We start from the raw sequence: 15,593 nt of genomic DNA on the forward strand, positions 1-15,593 counted from the left end.
ATATGTCACATTGACATGTGCAGCGAGATCATCCATATTTCTGCACATGTCGACCCGTCACGCCCCCACGCGCGCCGCCATCGAGCTGGCGCTCATCGGTGTGACCGCGCTGTGCGTGGCCGACATTCACTGTCGCTGACGCTCGCCCTTGGCGTTCGCGTCGCGATCTCTTTCCCTCCCGTGATCATGTGACTCCGATGTCCCGTGATGCCGTCACGGGTGTCCGACGACCCGGCGCCGGGGCAGACGTCTGCTCACTTTCGTCTCACTCCGCGTCACTTTGTCTCGCCATTCGATATGCCGAGGCGAGATCCATCAATCCGAGAGGTCGTCTCCGATGCGTCAACCGTCCGTCATAGCGCGCCGCGTGGCCGCGGCAACCGTCAGCCTGGTCGTGGCAGCGGGCGCCGCCGCCTGCGGGCCTGAGGACAACGATGCCAAGAGTGCCGGCGGCGACTCCACGCCCCACAAGGGCGGCACGCTCACGGTCCTGAACTCCAATCCGCAGCAGGACTTCGACCCCGCCCGCCTGTACACCTCCGGCGGCGGCAACGTCCCCTCCCTCGTCTTCCGCACCCTCACCACCCGCAACCGCGAGAACGGCGAGGCCGGCGCGAAGGTCGTCCCCGACCTCGCCACCGACACCGGGCGCCCGAACAAGGACGCGACCGTGTGGACGTACACCCTCAAGGAGGGCCTGAAGTACGAGGACGGCACCCCGATCACCTCGGCCGACATCAAGTACGGCATCGAGCGCTCCTTCGCCCCCGAGCTGTCCGGCGGCGCCCCCTATCTGCGGGACTGGCTGGTCGGCGCCGCCGACTACCAGGGGCCCTACAAGGACAAGAAGGGTCTGTCGGCGATCGAGACGCCGGATGAGCGGACGATCGTCTTCCGTCTGAACAAGCCCGAGGGCGAGTTCCCGTACCTCGCCACGCAGACGCAGTTCACGCCGGTCCCGAAGGCCAAGGACACCGGCACCAAGTACGAGCAGCACCCGATCTCCTCGGGGCCGTACAAGGTCGTCGAGAACGAGAACGACGGCGAGCACCTCGTCCTGGAGCGCAACACGCACTGGTCGGCCTCTACGGACGAGGAGCGCAAGGCGTACCCCGACAAGATCGACGTACGGTCCGGGCTCGACTCGTCCGTGATCAACCAGCGGCTGTCCTCGTCCCAGGGGGCGGACGCCGCCGCGGTCACCACGGACACCAACCTCGGCCCGGCCGAGCTGGCCAAGGTGACCGGTGACAAGGAGCTGGCCGCTCGAGTGGGCACCGGTCACTTCGGCTACACCAACTACATCGCGTTCAATCCGACGGTCAAGCCGTTCGACAACGCCAAGGTGCGGCAGGCGATCTCGTACGCCATCGACCGGTCGTCCGTGGTCAACGCCGCGGGCGGTTCCGCGCTGGCCGAGCCCGCCACCACCTTCCTGCCGAACCAGAAGTCCTTCGGCTACACGCCGTACGACCACTTCCCGGCGGGCACGGCCGGTGACCCGGCCAAGGCCAAGGAGCTGCTGAAGGAGGCCGGTCACGCCGGCGGGCTGACCGTCACCCTGACCCACTCCAACGCCAAGGACTTCGAGACCAGCCCCGAGATCGCGACCGCGATCCAGGACGCGCTGAAGAAGGCCGGCATCACCGTCAAGCTCCAGGGTCTGGAGGAGAACGACTACTCCGACAAGATCCACAGCGTGAAGACCGAGCCCGGGTTCTTCCTGGCGCACTGGGGTGCCGACTGGCCCTCCGGCGGTCCCTTCCTCGCCCCGATCTTCGACGGCCGGCAGATCGTCAAGGACGGCGCGAACTTCAACACCGGCCTGCTCGACGACAAGTCGGTCAACGGCGAGATCGACGCGATCAACAAGCTGACCGATCTCACCGCCGCCGCCAAGCGGTGGGGCGCGCTGGACCAGAAGATCGGCGAGCAGGCGCTGACCGTGCCGCTCTTCCACCCGGTCTACAAGCGGCTGTACGGCGAGGACGTCAAGAACGTCGTGATCAGCGACTGGACCGGCGTGCTGGACATCTCCCAGGTCGCGGTGAAGTAGCGCCGTGAGTGAGGCAGTTCTCGCCGTCGAGGCTCCCGGGGTGTCCGCCCCGGGGGCCTCGGGGGCCCGTCAGTTCTGGCGGCGGCTGCGGACGCAGCGCGCCGCCCTCGTCGCGGCGGTCGTCGTCGCAGCTCTCGTCCTGGTCGCGCTCGCCGCGCCCCTGCTCACCGCGATCGAGGGCCAGGACCCGACCACCTACCACCCGTCCCTCGTGGACTCCGCGCGCGGCGGCGTGCCCATCGGGTCGTTCGGCGGAGTGAGCGCCGACCACTGGCTCGGCGTGGAGCCGCAGACCGGGCGGGACCTGTTCGCGCGGCTGGTGTACGGCGCCCGGGTCTCCCTCGGGGTCGCACTGGCCGCGACCGTCGTCCAGGTCGCCATCGGCGTCGTGGTGGGCGTCACGGCAGCGCTCGGGAGCCGCTGGGTCGACCAGCTGCTGAGCCGGTTCACCGACGTCATCGTCGCGATGCCGCTGATGATCATGGCCTTGGCGCTGCTGGCCATCGTGCCGTCGAGCTTTCCGCGGCCCGTGCTGGTCGCCCTCGTCATCGGTCTGATCGCGTGGGGCAACATCGCGAAGATCGTGCGCGCCCAGACGCTCACCCTCAAGGGACTCGACTACGTCGCCGCGGCCCGGCTCAGCGGCTGGGGCACCTGGCGGATCGCCCGCCGTGAGCTGCTGCCCGGCATCGCCGCGCCGGTCATCACCTACGCCGCGCTGCTCGTCCCGTCCAACATCACCGTCGAGGCCGCCCTGTCCTTCCTGGGCGTCGGCGTGAAGCCGCCGACGCCGTCCTGGGGACAGATGCTCACCGCCGCCGACGTCTGGTACCAGGCCGCCCCGCAGTATCTGCTGCTGCCCGCCGGCGCGCTCTTCGTGACCGTCCTCGCCCTGACCGTCCTCGGCGACGGCGTGCGCACGGCGCTCGACCCGCGCGCGGCGTCCCGGCTGCGCGTCGGCACGGGCCGCAAGAGGGAGGCCAAGGCATGAGCGGCTTCCTCGTCCGCCGGGTCCTGGGCGCCGTCGTCACCCTGTTCGCCATCTCGGTGATCGTCTACGTCGTCTTCTACGTCACTCCCGGCAACGTCGCCCAGATCACCTGCGGCCCGCGCTGCTCGCCCGCCCAGGTTCAGCAGGTCGCCGAGCAACTGCACCTGAACGACCCGTTGTACGCGCGCTACTGGGACTTCCTCCAGGGCCTGGTCGCCGGTCAGGACTACTCGACCGGCACGTCCGTGCAGCACTGCTCGGCGCCCTGCCTCGGGCTGTCGTACCAGAGCGACCAGCAGGTCACCGCGCTGATCCTGGCGAAGCTGCCGGTGAGCCTGTCGCTGGTGTTCGGCGCGATGGTGCTGTGGCTGATCCTCGGCGTCGGCACCGGCGTCCTGTCCGCATGGCGACGCGGCCGTCCCACCGAGCGGCTGCTGACCGGCGTGACGCTCGCGGGCGTGGCCACCCCGGTCTTCGTGATCGGCCTGGTCCTGATGATCGTCGTCTGCGGGCAGCTGCAACTGCTGCCGTTCCCGCAGTACGTCGCCTTCACCGACGACCCCGAACAGTGGGCGTGGAACCTGCTCCTGCCCTGGCTCTCGCTCGCCCTGATCGAGGCCGCCGCCTTCGCCCGGCTGACCCGGGCGGCGATGCTGGAGACGCTGGCCGAGGACCACATCCGGACCTTCCGGGCCTACGGCGTCGGCGAGCGGTCCGTCATCGGGCGGCACGCGCTGCGCGGGGCCCTCGCGCCGGTCATCGCGCTCAACGCCAACAACTTCGGCGGCGCGGTCGGCGGCGCGGTGCTCACCGAGACGCTCTTCGGCCTGCCCGGCATCGGTCAGGAACTGGTCCACGCCGTCAAGGTGGTCGATCTTCCGGTGGTCGTCGGCATGGTCCTGGTCATCGGCTTCTTCGTGGTCGTCGCCAACGCCGTCGCGGACGTGCTGTACGCGGTGGCCGACCGACGGGTGGTGCTGGCATGAGCGACATCGAGAAGGCTCCCGCGCGGAGCCTCGTCGAAGTGAGCGGCCTGACGGTCGACTTCGGTGACCTGCGCGCAGTCGACGGACTCACCTTCCGGCTGGAGCGCGGCGCCGCCCTCGCCCTCGTCGGCGAGTCCGGCTCCGGCAAGTCCACGGTGGCCTCGGCCCTGCTCGGGCTGCACCGCGGCACGGGCGCACGGGTCGGCGGCTCCATCGAGGTCGCCGGCGTCGACGTAGCGGAGGCCTCCGACGAGGAACTGCGGCGGCTGCGCGGCGGGAAGGCGGCGATGGTCTTCCAGGACCCGCTGTCGTCGCTGGACCCCTACTACGCCATCGGCGATCAGATCGCCGAGGTGTACCGCGTGCATACGCGTGCCTCGCGACGAGCGGCACGCGCGCGTGCCGTCGAAGTGCTGGACCGGGTCGGCATTGCGGACGCGGTACGGCGATCCCGGTCCCGGCCGCACGAGTTCAGCGGTGGCATGCGCCAGCGCGCCCTCATCGCCATGGCGCTGGCCTGCGAGCCCGACCTGCTGATCGCCGACGAGCCGACGACCGCGCTCGACGTGACCGTCCAGGCCCAGATCCTCGACCTGCTGCACACACTCCGTGAGGAGACCGGCATGGGGCTCCTGCTCGTCACGCACGACGTCGGCGTCGCCGCCGAGAGCGTCGACGAGGTGCTCGTCATGCGACGCGGCCGGTCGGTGGAACACGGCCCCGTCGCCGACGTACTGGGCGCCCCCGAGCAGCCGTACACGCGCGAGCTGCTCGGCGCGGTTCCGCGCGTGGACGCGCCGCGGGTCGGCTCGCGGGTCGCCTCGGGGGTCTTGGAGGAGGTCGTCATCGAGGCGAAGGGACTGCGCCGCGACTTCGGACGGGGCAAGCGGGCCCTCACGGCCGTGGACGACGTGACACTGACCGTCCGCCGCGGCGAGACCCTCGGCATCGTGGGGGAGAGCGGCAGCGGCAAGACGACCCTGGGCCGCATGCTGGTCGGTCTCCTGGAGCCGGCGGCGGGGGAGGTCCGGTACGACGGGCACGCGCGTGTGGGCGTGCATCCGGCCGTGCAGATGGTCTTCCAGGACCCCGTCGCCTCCCTCAACCCCCGCCGCACCGTGGGGGAGTCGATCGCCGACCCGCTCCGCGCGCGTGGCGAGCGGCAGGAGGGGCGCATACGCGAGCGCGTGCGGGAACTGCTGGAGCGCGTGGGGCTCGAAGCGGCGCACCACGATCGCTACCCGCACGAGTTCAGCGGCGGCCAGCGCCAGCGCGTGGGCATCGCGCGGGCGCTCGCGGCGGACCCGCGCGTCATCGTCTGCGACGAACCCGTCTCCGCGCTCGACGTCACCACTCAGGCCCAGGTCGTCGCCCTGCTGGGCGAGTTGCAGCGCGAGCTCGGCCTCGCGCTCGTCTTCGTCGCGCACGACCTGGCCGTCGTACGCCAGGTCAGCGACCGGGTCGCGGTGATGCGGCGCGGGCGGATCGTCGAAGAGGGCCCCGCCGACGAGGTCTACGACAACCCGCAGGACCCGTACACCAAGCAGCTCCTGGCCGCCGTACCTGCGCTCGATCCGCGGATCGCGGCCCAGCGGCGGGCCGCACGACGAGAGTTGGCCGCGGTGTGACCGTCCCGTCCGTCCCCGCAGTTCAGGTGTGACGATCCGTGCGCGTTTGATCTCCTAGCGCGACGGAACGCGACCTGCACGGGAAAGTTACGACCGTTCACCCCTTTTGGTGGCGCGATGGACAACCGTCCGTCGCGCCACCGCCTTGTCCGCATACGTTCGTCCCGCTGTGAGCCGCCGGGGGAACGGCGGCTCCCCTTACGGGAGATCGGGGGTGTACTCGTGCGCATCGGACTGATTGCGGAGGGTGGCTATCCGTATGTGAGCGGTGACGCCAGGCTCTGGTGCGACCGGCTCGTGCGCGGGCTGGCACAGCACGAGTTCGACATCTACGCGCTCAGCCGCAGCGAGCGCCAGGAGGACGAGGGCTGGGTCCCGCTGCCGCCACAGGTCAGCCGTGTGCGCACGGCGCCCCTGTGGAGCGCCGAGGGCGACAGCTACGGGCGGGGTCCGAAGGGCCTCCGTGGAAGGGCGGTGGGCGGCGACGGGTGGGTGTACGGGCGCCGCGCGCGCCAGCGGTTCGCCGACTGCTACGGCGAGTTGGTGGCCGTGCTCTGTGCGGACGGCACCCGAGAGGTTTCCGATGGCCCCGAGGGGGCGTCGGCCACTGAGGCGGACCGTTTCGCCAACGCGCTGTACGGCCTTGCCGAACTCGCCCGCGACGAGGGCGGTTTGGTGGGAGCGCTCCGCTCCGAGGCCGCCGTGCGCGCCCTGGAGCGCGCCTGCCGGACGCGGGGCGCCCTGCGGACGGCGCGCGAGGCGCGCGTACCCGATCTGCTGACCGTGGCGGCCCACCTGGAACGCGCCCTGCGCCCCCTCTCGCTCGACTGGTACGAGGACGACGGCCTGGGCTCCACCGACCTGTGCCACGCGACCTCCGGCGGCCCCGCGGCCCTGCCCGCCCTCCTCGCCCACCACTTCCACGGCGTACCGCTTGTGCTGACCGAGTACGGCGTCCGGCTGCGTACGCACTATCTGGCCGCCCCCGACGCCTCGCCCGCCGTACGCTCCCTGCTCGCCGCCTTCCACGGCAGGCTCGCCGCCGAGAGCTACGCCAAAGCCGCCCTGGTCACCCCCGGCAACGGTCACGCCCGCCGCTGGCAGGAGCGCTGCGGCGCCGACCGAGAGAAGCTCCGCACGGTCTACCCCGGCATGGACGCCGCCCGTTTCGCGGAGGTCGGCGAGAGCCCGGAGTGCGTGGGCCCGGACACGCTGGTCTGGGTCGGCCGCGTCGAACCCACCAAGGACCTGGTGTCGTTGCTGCACGCCTTCGGGGAGGTCCGCAAAGAGGAGCCGAAGGCCCGCCTGCGGATCGTCGGCACTCCCTCCGGTCCCGAGGGCGCCGCCTACCTCGGCCACTGCAAGGCGCTGGCCGCGCAGCTCTTCCCCGACGAGGCGGAGGGCCCGCACAGGGTCGGCGACAACCCCGTCTCCTTCGAGGAGATCGGCGGCCCCGAGATCCCGACCCCCGCCGACGCGTACGCCTCGGGCGCCGTAACCGTCCTGTCCAGCGTCGTCGAGGGCTTCCCCATCGGCCTGGTCGAGGCCATGTTCTGCGGGCGCGCGACGGTGTCCACCGACGTCGGCGCGGTGGTGGAGGTCATCGGCGGCACCGGTCTCGTCGTCCCCCCGCGCAACCCGCGGGCGCTCGCGGAGGCGTGCGTGGCGCTGTTGCGCGACCCCGAGCGCGGTGAGCGCCTGGGCGCGGCCGCACGCGCACGTGCGCTCGAACTGTTCACCGTCGAGCAGAACGTCGCAGCATTTCACGGCATTTACCTGGAGATCGTCTCGCACACCCCGGTCCGCCGAGTCGTCCTCGACGAGTCCGGAGACCCCCTGCCCTTCGCCGTCCCCGCCGAGGCCCACATCCCCGGCCGCTGGACCGAGCGAACGGCCCGCCTCGTCGCCCGCGGCGGCCCGCCCCGCCCCCCGGAAGCCCCCGTACGCGCCACCGCGCTCCCGGCGACGGAGGGAGCACGATGACCGGCCTGGGAGGACTGGACCGTCCCGGAGCCCCGACCAGCCCGGGGGCGTGGAACGAACGGTCGGAGGACTGGCTGACGGCCGACGGGGAGGCGCGGGGCGACATGCCCGCGCGGGCCGACACGGACGCGTGGGTCGATACGACCGCTCGGGCAGACACGCCCGCACGGGCCGGGACATCGGTCCCCGGATCCGCCGAGGATCCGACCACGGCCCCCCGGCCGGCCTCCCCCCGTCGCACGGGCGCCGACCCCGTGAAGGCCCTGATGCACCGCCACCGAGACCTGTGTGAACGCGCGGTGGACCCGTTGGAGATCGCGGCCGGACTGGAAGCCCACGGCGTCACCGACCGCACCGCGGCACGCTTCCTGCACCGGGACGTCTTCTCCCTCGCGGAGGAGATGTACGTCCGCACGCCCCGAGACGGGGAAACACCCGCCGCCCCGTCGTCACTCCCGCCACTTCGCGCACGAGCCGGCTGGATGGTCCTCACCCTCCTCCCCGGAGCCCTCTGCGCGGCGGCCGTGGCGGGCCTGCACCTCACCGATGGCCGGTCCCGGCTGATCGCGGCCGCCGCGGGGGTCCTCGCCGTGACCCTCGCGCTGCGCGCCGCCCTGACCCGGGGCCCCCTCGCCGCCAAGCAGGGCACCCGCCCGACCGCCACCCGGATCTGCTGGCTCATCGCCTACGCCCTCCTCGGCGACGGCCTTCTCCAGGCGGTCGCCACCGGAGGCCCCGACGCCCTCCCCGACGGCACCGCCGACGGCCCCTGGCCCCTGGCCGCCGCCCCGGTCCTGGCCCTAGCCCTCTCGTGCGCCCCCGCGGCCTGGTGCGCCCATGTCCTCGCCGTACGGGCCCGCCGCAGACTCACGGCCAGCCGGGCCCTGAAGGACTTCGCCACCTCCGCGAAGCCCCTCCTGCTGGGCACCCTCGCCCTCTATCTGGCCGCCCTGACGGCCCTGCTCACCCTGACCACCAGCACTCTCGGCGAGCCCGGCGCCTACCCCCAGACCCTCACCCTGGGCGCCCTCTTGCTCCTCACCCGCCTCCTCACCACCCACGGCTTCACCCAAGCCCCCGCCCTGGTCCTCACGGCCACAGCCTCGGCCGAGGCAACGGCCCTGGCGGCCCTCCTCGCCGCCCGCCTCCCCGGCTGCGCCTGGCTGGGCGCCCCCGTCGAGGCCCTGATCGACGTATGGGGCTTGGCGGCGATCCCCACACTCGCCTGCGGCGCAGGCGCCCTCACGCTCCTCCTGCACGCGATGCGCACGCTGACCAGGGCGTCGGCCCACACCCCGCAGGTCCAGCCGTGGTGACCCGGCGGCACTCCCAGCGCCCCGCAGTCGACTACGGCCCCGACCCACAACGCGCCCCCAGGCGGTACCCGCACCCCCACTCACACGCGCGGGCCGTCCCAGGGATGCACTCTCCACACCCCCACGAACCAGTTGAAACCCTCCTGTCTGAAGCCCTCGAAGGAGACCCCAAATGATCACCTCCCGACCCGACCGCCCCTCGGCAACGGGAGCCGCCCGATGAGAGTCCTGCTGATCGGAGCCAACGGCTACCTGGGCCGCTTCGTAGCCGACCGCCTCCTGGCCGACCCCGCGGTCCAACTCACCGCGCTCGGCAGAGGCGACGACGCCGACGTCCGCTTCGACCTCGCGTCCGGCAGCCCCGGTGCCCTGACCCGCTTCCTCGACGCGGTCCACCCCGGCGTGGTCATCAACTGCGCCGGCGCCACCAGGGGCGGCGCCCGTGAACTCACCCGCCACAACACCGTCGCCGTCGCCACCGTCTGCGAGGCCCTGCGCCGCAGCGGCTGCGGCGCCCGCCTCGTCCAGATCGGCTGCGGCGCGGAGTACGGCCCGAGCCAGCCCGGCTCCTCCACGGCCGAGGACGCCGTCCCCCGCCCCGGCGGCCCGTACGGCGTCAGCAAACTCGCCGCCACCGAACTGGTCCTGGGCTCCGGCCTGGACGCCGTGATCCTCCGCGTCTTCTCACCGGCAGGCCCCGGCACCCCCGCCGGCTCCCCGCTCGGCCGTCTCGCCGAGGCCATGCGCCGTGCCATGCAGTCGGGCGACGGCGAGCTCAAACTCACCGGCCTCGGCGCCCAACGCGACTTCATCGACGTCCGCGACGTGGCCCGCGCCGTCCATGCCGCCTCGCTCTCCGCGGCGCAGGGCGTCATCAACATCGGCTCCGGCCGCGCGGTCCGCCTGCGCGACGCCGCCGCCGTCCTCGCCCGCGTGGCCGGCTACGGCGGCGCCCTGCACGAACTCGACGGCCCGCCCGGCCCGTTGCGGTCCTCCATCGGCCACCCGCGCGCCGACTCCGACCACGCGACCCACGCGGTCCATGCGACGACCCACGCGGTCCACGCCACCCACGCGGCGCACGCCGCTCCCATCGCCTACCCGGACGGCTGCGGCAGCTGGCAGCAGGCAGACGTGCGCACCGCACGCGATCGTCTCGGCTGGCGCCCCCGGATCAACCTCGAGGAGTCACTGGGCGACATCTGGATGGAGGCGGCATGCCGTATCTGACCGGCACCCCACCCACCCCGTCGAGCACCGACCTCCACACCGGCCTCGGCGTCCCCGGCTATGCCCACCCCCTCCTCGCCCCCACCGAATGGGGCGAACTCACCCGCCCGGGCACCCCCCTGCACTGGGTCGCCCTCAACGTCGCCGACGGCCCGGGCACCCGCCCCGACCCGCACTGCCTCGAAGCCGCAGGCCGGCTGCGCAACGCGGGAATCCGTGTCCTCGGCACCCTCGACGCGGCCCGGCTCGACAGGGTCCACCTCGGCACACCCCACGGCGCCCGCGTCTTCGGGGACCTGGTCTCCAAGGCGCAGCGCTACGTCGACTGGTACCGGGTCGACGGCTTCCTCCTGGACCGGTGCCCGACCGACGGCACCGCCCTGCCGGAGGTCCTGCGCACCGTCACCACCCTTCGCGGAATGCGTGACAAGGCCCACATCGTCCTGGGCCACGGCTCCCACCCGCACCCCGGCTATGCCGAGTCCGCCGACCAGCTCGTCACCTTCTGCGGCCCATGGAGCGACTACCGCTGGTCGCAGGTCGCGGAGTGGACGGCCGACTATCCACCCGACCGCTTCTGCCACTTCGTCCACGGAGTGCCCCTCGGGCACCTCGACGAGGCACTGCGCATCGCCCGCTGGCAGGGTGCCGCGACGATCTGGTTCACCGATCACACGGACAGGGGCGGTCGGGCCGATCCCTGGGAGACCATGCCCGGCTACTGGGACGAAATCGTCTCGCGGATCGGAACAGGTGTCTCGGAATGAAAAAGGCCATGGCACTGTTACGGGGAGAACAACTGTAGTGATCGACCGACCAACGGAGTCCCCGTGTCGCTGCCACCCCTGGTCGAGCCGGCCCCCGAGCTCACCGTAGACGAGGTTCGCAGGTACTCCCGCCACCTGATCATCCCCGATGTGGGGATGGACGGGCAGAAGCGGCTGAAGAACGCCAAGGTGCTCTGTGTGGGCGCCGGCGGCCTGGGCTCGCCGGCGCTGATGTATCTGGCCGCCGCGGGCGTCGGCACGCTCGGCATCGTGGAGTTCGACGAGGTCGACGAGTCGAACCTCCAGCGCCAGATCATCCACAGCCAGGCCGACATCGGCCGCTCCAAGGCCGAGTCCGCGCGTGACAGCGTCAAGGGCATCAACCCGTACGTGAACGTGATCCTTCACGAGGAGCGGCTCGAGGCCGACAACGTGATGGACATCTTCAGCCAGTACGACCTGATCGTCGACGGCACCGACAACTTCGCGACCCGCTACCTGGTCAACGACGCCTGCGTGCTGCTGAACAAGCCGTACGTGTGGGGCTCGATCTACCGCTTCGACGGCCAGGCCTCCGTCTTCTGGTCCGAGCACGGTCCCTGCTACCGCTGCCTCTACCCGGAGCCCCCGCCCCCCGGCATGGTCCCCTCCTGCGCCGAGGGCGGCGTGCTGGGCGTGCTGTGCGCGTCCATCGGCTCCATCCAGGTCAACGAGGCCATCAAGCTCCTCGCGGGCATCGGTGAGCCGCTGGTCGGCCGCCTGATGATCTACGACGCCCTGGAGATGCAGTACCGCCAGGTCAAGGTCCGCAAGGACCCGAACTGCGCGGTCTGCGGCGACAACCCGACCGTCACCGAGCTCATCGACTACGAGGCCTTCTGCGGCGTCGTCTCCGAGGAGGCCCAGGAGGCCGCCGCCGGCTCGACGATCACTCCCAAGCAGCTCAAGGAGTGGATCGACGACGGCGAGAACATCGACATCATCGACGTCCGCGAGATCAACGAGTACGAGATCGTCTCGATCCCCGGCGCCCGTCTGATCCCGAAGAACGAGTTCCTCATGGGCACCGCCCTGGAGAACCTCCCGCAGGACAAGAAGATCGTCTTGCACTGCAAGACGGGTGTCCGCAGTGCGGAAGTCCTCGCGGTGCTGAAGTCCGCGGGCTTCTCCGACGCGGTGCACGTCGGTGGCGGTGTGATCGGCTGGGTCCACCAGATCGAGCCGGACAAGCCGGTGTACTGAGCCTCGGCTCGTCCCGTCCTCCGGTCGGCGGGGGCCTCGCGCACCACGGGTGCCCGAGGCCCCCGCCGTCGTCATGAGCAGACCTTGCCGTCCTTCGGCACGGTCCCCTGCAGCAGATACGCGTTCACCGTGGAGTCGACGCAGTCGCTTCCCTTCCCGTACGCGGAGTGGCCCTCGCCCTTCCAGGTGAGCATCACACCGACGTCCTTGCCCAGTTCGTCCGCCATCCTCCTGGTGCCCTCGTAGGGCGTCGCCGGGTCGCCGGTGTTGCCGACCAGCAGGATCGGTGCCGCACCGGGCGCGCTGACCTCCGGGGTGTCGTACTGTCCGGCCACCGGCCAGTCGTGGCACCAGCCGGCCGTGTCCCAGCCGAGCATGGGCCCGAACACCGGCGAGACCTTCTTGAACCGCGGCAGCAGCTTCTTCGTCTCCTCCAGCGTCGGCCGCTGCTTGTCGTCCAGGCACGATATGACCCGTTGCGAATGGGTCCCCGTGCCGTAGCGCCCCGACGCGTCGCGTTCGCTGTAGTCGTCGGCCAGCGCCAGCAGTTCCGAGCCGTCTCCCCGCTCGGCCGCCTCCAGGGCACTGGTCAGGGTCGGCCAGCTCGCCTTGCTGTACAGCGGCCTGATGATCCCTATGAGCGCGAGGGCCTCCGTGAGCTTCCGGCTGGACGACGTGCGCAGCGGGCTCGCGTCGATCCGCTTCAGCAGGTCCACGATCTTCCGCGTGCCGCCTTCGGCGCCCTGACCGGTCGACTTCAGGTAGTTGTTCAGTGCGCGCTGGAAGCCTCTGGCCTGGTTCTCGGTGTGGCCTTCCGAGTCCGCGCCCGGGTCGACCACCGCGTCCAGGATCACGCGCCCCACCTTCCTGGGGAACAAGTGGGCGTAGACGCCGCCGAGTTCGGTGCCGTAGGAGATGCCGAAGTAGTGCATCTCGGTGTCGCCGAGGACCTGGCGCAAAAGGTCCATGTCGCGGGCGGTGTCGGTGGTCGACACATGGGCCATCAGCGTCCCCACGGACTTCTGGCAGCCCTTGCCGAAGGCCGCGGCGTCCCGGAAGTACGCCGTCTCCTCGGCCGCGGTGTCCGGCGTGATGTCCACGGACTCGGACGCCTCGATCTCCTTGTCGCTGCGGCAGCGCACCCCCTCACTGGCGCCCACCCCGCGCGGGTCCCAGCTCACCAGGTCGTAGCGCTCGCCCAGTTGGGAGGCGTTGGTGGCGTACCACGGCATGGTGGACACCCCGGAGCTGCCGGGGCCGCCGAAGTTGAACAGGAGCGAGCCGATGCGGTCGTCGCCCGTGGCCTTGGCGCGGATCATCGCCAGATCGATGGTCCTGCCCTTCGGTTTCGCCCAGTCCAGCGGCGCTTTGAGCGTCGCGCACTGCCATTCGTCGCCCGGTGCGGGGGAGTCCTCGGTGGCCTTGCAGCGCCCCCAGTCGAGCTTCTGTGAGGTCAGCGATGATGGCAGCGGAGTCGCCGAGTCGCCGGAGGCCGCCGATGAGCCCGACCCGCTCGATTTGTCACCGGCCTCCGCGTCGTCCGACGAGCCTCCGCTGCAACCCGTCGCCAACAGCGCGGAGGCGGCCGCCACGGCCGTCCACCGTACAAAACGCGTCATGTCGCTTCCCCCCTCGCGAGCCGCCCGCGTCGTGCCGCGGATGGCGGTCAGGCCATAGTAGGCGGATCACGAAATAGCCGTTGCGGCCTGTGGATAACTCTCTGACCTGCGGATTTATAAGCGCCCGAGTGGTTTCAGGAGCACACCGTCCCTGCCGCCGGCACCTTCCCGTCCAGCAGATATCCGTTCACCGCGTCGTGCACACACTTGCTCGTGCCGTTGTACGCGCCGTGCCCCTGCCCCTTGTACGTCAGCTCGACGCCGACCCCTTTGCCCAGCGTCTGAGCCATCCGCCGCGCGCCCTCGTAAGGCGTGGCCGGGTCGCCGGTGTTGCCCACGACGAGGATCGGCGTCGAGCCGGGTGCGCTGACGTCGGGATGGTCGGCGGCGCCCGCCACGGGCCAGTCGGTGCAGCTGAGCATGGACCAGGCGAAGGCGTCGCCGAACAGCGGCGAGGCGGCCCGGAACTCGGGCAGCCTCCGCTCCACGTCCTCGGGGGTGTACCGCGGCTTGTAGTCGGCGCAGTTGATCGAGATGTTGGCGGCGGTGATGTTGCTGTACTCACCGTTCTCACTGCGCCCGTTCAGCGAGTCGGACAGCAGCATCAGGGTGCTGCCGTCACCGTCGTAGGCCTCCTCCAGACCCTGGGTGAGGTATTGCCAGAGGTCTTGCGAGTACAGCGCCTGCACGATGCCGTTGGTCGCGGCGCTCTCGGTCAGCTCGCGCGGGAAGATGCCCTGGATCGGCTTGCTGTCGAGGTCCTTCAGCAGCTTCGCCATACGGTCCTTGACCTCCTGGGCGGTGCCGCCGATCGGGCAGTCCTCGGTCTTGGAGACGCAGTCCTCGGCGAAGTTGTCGAGCGCCAGCTGAAAGCCCTTGACCTGCCCGAGCGAGCCCTGCTCGGAGTTCTGCGTGGGGTCGACCACCGCGTCGAAGACCGCCCGGCCCACGTTCTTGGGGAACAAGTGGGCGTAGACGCCGCCGAGTTCGGTGCCGTAGGAGAATCCGAAGTAGTGGAGTTTGTCGTCGCCGAGGACCTGGCGCATCAGGTCCATGTCGCGGGCCGCCTCGGTGGTGCGCACATGCGGCAGCATGTCCTCGGAGTTCTTCTCGCACGCGTCGTTGAACTCCTTGGTGCTGTCCAGCAGTTCCGTCCGCTCGGCGGCGTCGTCCGGCGTGGGGTCCTGCTGGAAGTAGGCGTCGAGCTGCTGGTCGCTCTCGCACCGCACGGGTTCGCTGCGGCCGACCCCGCGGGGGTCGAAGCCCACCAGGTCGTAGCGGGTGCGCAGCTTCTCGTACCGGTCGCCGAAGGAGGGCAGCGTGGTGACGCCGGAGACGCCGGGCCCGCCGAAGTTGAAGATCAGCGAGCCGATGCGCCGGTTCTCGTCGCCGCTGGACTTCGCCCGGATCAAATCGATGTCGATCGTGTCGCCCTTGGGTTCGTCCCAGTCGCGGGGCGCCTTCATCGTGGCGCACTGCCAGCTGCCGTTGTCCGGCAGCGGCGACGGTCTGCCTCCACCGCCCTGTGCCTGGGAGGGGGCCGGGCAGTCCTTCCAGCTCAGCTCCTGGGCCGTCAGGTCCTCGTCCCCGGAGTCGTCGTCGCTGCAACCCACCAGCAGACAGGGCAGCAGCAGAGCGGTGACGGTCAGGGCAGCTGCGCGCATCCGGGGAGGCTTCGGCATGGTCCCATCCTGCGGTTGTGCGGGGTGGGGCGCTCGGGGCACGGGCCGTACGAGGTACGGCGGCGCCTCACCGTCCGTGCCCCTACAACGTAC

Annotated in this window: 12 protein-coding genes; 10 read left to right on the forward strand and 2 right to left on the reverse strand. The window is 71.0% G+C overall.

Annotation, left to right across the window (positions count from 1 at the left end; translation table 11 throughout):
• Nucleotides 1-46: 46 nt before the first annotated feature.
• From ACFQ6S_RS33075 to moeZ, 10 genes are all read left to right on the forward strand, one after another.
• Nucleotides 47-139 (forward strand): Ms4533A family Cys-rich leader peptide, encoded by a 93-nt coding sequence (locus ACFQ6S_RS33075; RefSeq protein ID WP_383418036.1) that lies wholly within the window; start codon nt 47-49, stop codon nt 137-139.
• Between the two features lie 198 nt (nt 140-337).
• Nucleotides 338-2,056 carry an ABC transporter substrate-binding protein gene (locus ACFQ6S_RS33080; RefSeq protein WP_383418038.1) on the forward strand — a complete coding sequence of 573 codons (1,719 nt, stop codon included), beginning with the start codon at nt 338-340 and terminating at the stop codon, nt 2,054-2,056.
• A gap of 4 nt (nt 2,057-2,060) precedes the next feature.
• A complete protein-coding gene (locus tag ACFQ6S_RS33085; RefSeq protein WP_383418040.1) occupies nt 2,061-3,047 on the forward strand; it encodes an ABC transporter permease in 987 nt (328 codons plus the stop codon).
• Nucleotides 3,044-4,033 carry an ABC transporter permease gene (locus ACFQ6S_RS33090; RefSeq protein WP_383418042.1) on the forward strand — a complete coding sequence of 330 codons (990 nt, stop codon included), beginning with the start codon at nt 3,044-3,046 and terminating at the stop codon, nt 4,031-4,033. Before ACFQ6S_RS33085 ends, ACFQ6S_RS33090 begins: the two co-directional genes overlap by 4 nt.
• A complete protein-coding gene (locus ACFQ6S_RS33095) occupies nt 4,030-5,661 on the forward strand; it encodes a dipeptide ABC transporter ATP-binding protein (protein ID WP_383418044.1) in 1,632 nt (543 codons plus the stop codon). The genes ACFQ6S_RS33090 and ACFQ6S_RS33095 overlap by 4 nt, the downstream gene beginning before the upstream one ends.
• Nucleotides 5,662-5,883: 222 nt before the next feature.
• Nucleotides 5,884-7,644 carry a DUF3492 domain-containing protein gene (locus tag ACFQ6S_RS33100; RefSeq protein ID WP_383418045.1) on the forward strand — a complete coding sequence of 587 codons (1,761 nt, stop codon included), beginning with the start codon at nt 5,884-5,886 and terminating at the stop codon, nt 7,642-7,644.
• On the forward strand, nt 7,641-8,960 hold the full coding sequence (locus tag ACFQ6S_RS33105) for a hypothetical protein (RefSeq protein ID WP_383418047.1): 1,320 nt from the start codon (nt 7,641-7,643) through the stop codon (nt 8,958-8,960). Before ACFQ6S_RS33100 ends, ACFQ6S_RS33105 begins: the two co-directional genes overlap by 4 nt.
• 219 nt (nt 8,961-9,179) lie before the next feature.
• Nucleotides 9,180-10,190: an NAD-dependent epimerase/dehydratase family protein gene (locus tag ACFQ6S_RS33110; RefSeq protein ID WP_383418049.1), complete on the forward strand. Its 1,011-nt coding sequence runs from the start codon at nt 9,180-9,182 to the stop codon at nt 10,188-10,190.
• Nucleotides 10,178-10,957 (forward strand): spherulation-specific family 4 protein, encoded by a 780-nt coding sequence (locus ACFQ6S_RS33115; protein ID WP_383418051.1) that lies wholly within the window; start codon nt 10,178-10,180, stop codon nt 10,955-10,957. The genes ACFQ6S_RS33110 and ACFQ6S_RS33115 overlap by 13 nt, the downstream gene beginning before the upstream one ends.
• Before the next feature lie 63 nt (nt 10,958-11,020).
• Nucleotides 11,021-12,199, forward strand: a complete 1,179-nt coding sequence (gene moeZ / locus ACFQ6S_RS33120) for an adenylyltransferase/sulfurtransferase MoeZ (protein ID WP_383418053.1) — start codon at nt 11,021-11,023, stop codon at nt 12,197-12,199.
• Between the two features lie 71 nt (nt 12,200-12,270).
• Here the strand turns inward: moeZ and ACFQ6S_RS33125 are convergent, their stop codons facing one another.
• Nucleotides 12,271-13,818: an alpha/beta hydrolase gene (locus ACFQ6S_RS33125; protein WP_383418055.1), complete on the reverse strand. Its 1,548-nt coding sequence runs from the start codon at nt 13,816-13,818 to the stop codon at nt 12,271-12,273.
• A gap of 134 nt (nt 13,819-13,952) precedes the next feature.
• Entirely contained in the window at nt 13,953-15,500 is a 1,548-nt protein-coding gene (locus tag ACFQ6S_RS33130) for an alpha/beta hydrolase (protein ID WP_383418057.1), read from the reverse strand.
• Nucleotides 15,501-15,593 lie beyond the last annotated feature (93 nt).

This window comes from Streptomyces sp. NPDC056479 (assembly GCF_042795335.1).
Taxonomy (GTDB): Bacteria; Actinomycetota; Actinomycetes; order Streptomycetales; family Streptomycetaceae; genus Streptomyces.

Bases quoted from the DNA above. Each gene is read 5' to 3' on its own strand.
- ACFQ6S_RS33075 (WP_383418036.1), top strand. From the start codon at position 47: ATGTCGACCCGTCACGCCCCCACGCGCGCCGCCATCGAGCTGGCGCTC.
- ACFQ6S_RS33080 (WP_383418038.1), top strand. From the start codon at position 338: ATGCGTCAACCGTCCGTCATAGCGCGCCGCGTGGCCGCGGCAACCGTC.
- ACFQ6S_RS33090 (WP_383418042.1), top strand. From the start codon at position 3,044: ATGAGCGGCTTCCTCGTCCGCCGGGTCCTGGGCGCCGTCGTCACCCTG.
- ACFQ6S_RS33095 (WP_383418044.1), top strand. From the start codon at position 4,030: ATGAGCGACATCGAGAAGGCTCCCGCGCGGAGCCTCGTCGAAGTGAGC.
- ACFQ6S_RS33105 (WP_383418047.1), top strand. From the start codon at position 7,641: ATGACCGGCCTGGGAGGACTGGACCGTCCCGGAGCCCCGACCAGCCCG.
- ACFQ6S_RS33110 (WP_383418049.1), top strand. From the start codon at position 9,180: ATGAGAGTCCTGCTGATCGGAGCCAACGGCTACCTGGGCCGCTTCGTA.
- ACFQ6S_RS33115 (WP_383418051.1), top strand. From the start codon at position 10,178: ATGCCGTATCTGACCGGCACCCCACCCACCCCGTCGAGCACCGACCTC.
- ACFQ6S_RS33125 (WP_383418055.1), bottom strand. From the start codon at position 13,818: ATGACGCGTTTTGTACGGTGGACGGCCGTGGCGGCCGCCTCCGCGCTG.
- ACFQ6S_RS33130 (WP_383418057.1), bottom strand. From the start codon at position 15,500: ATGCCGAAGCCTCCCCGGATGCGCGCAGCTGCCCTGACCGTCACCGCT.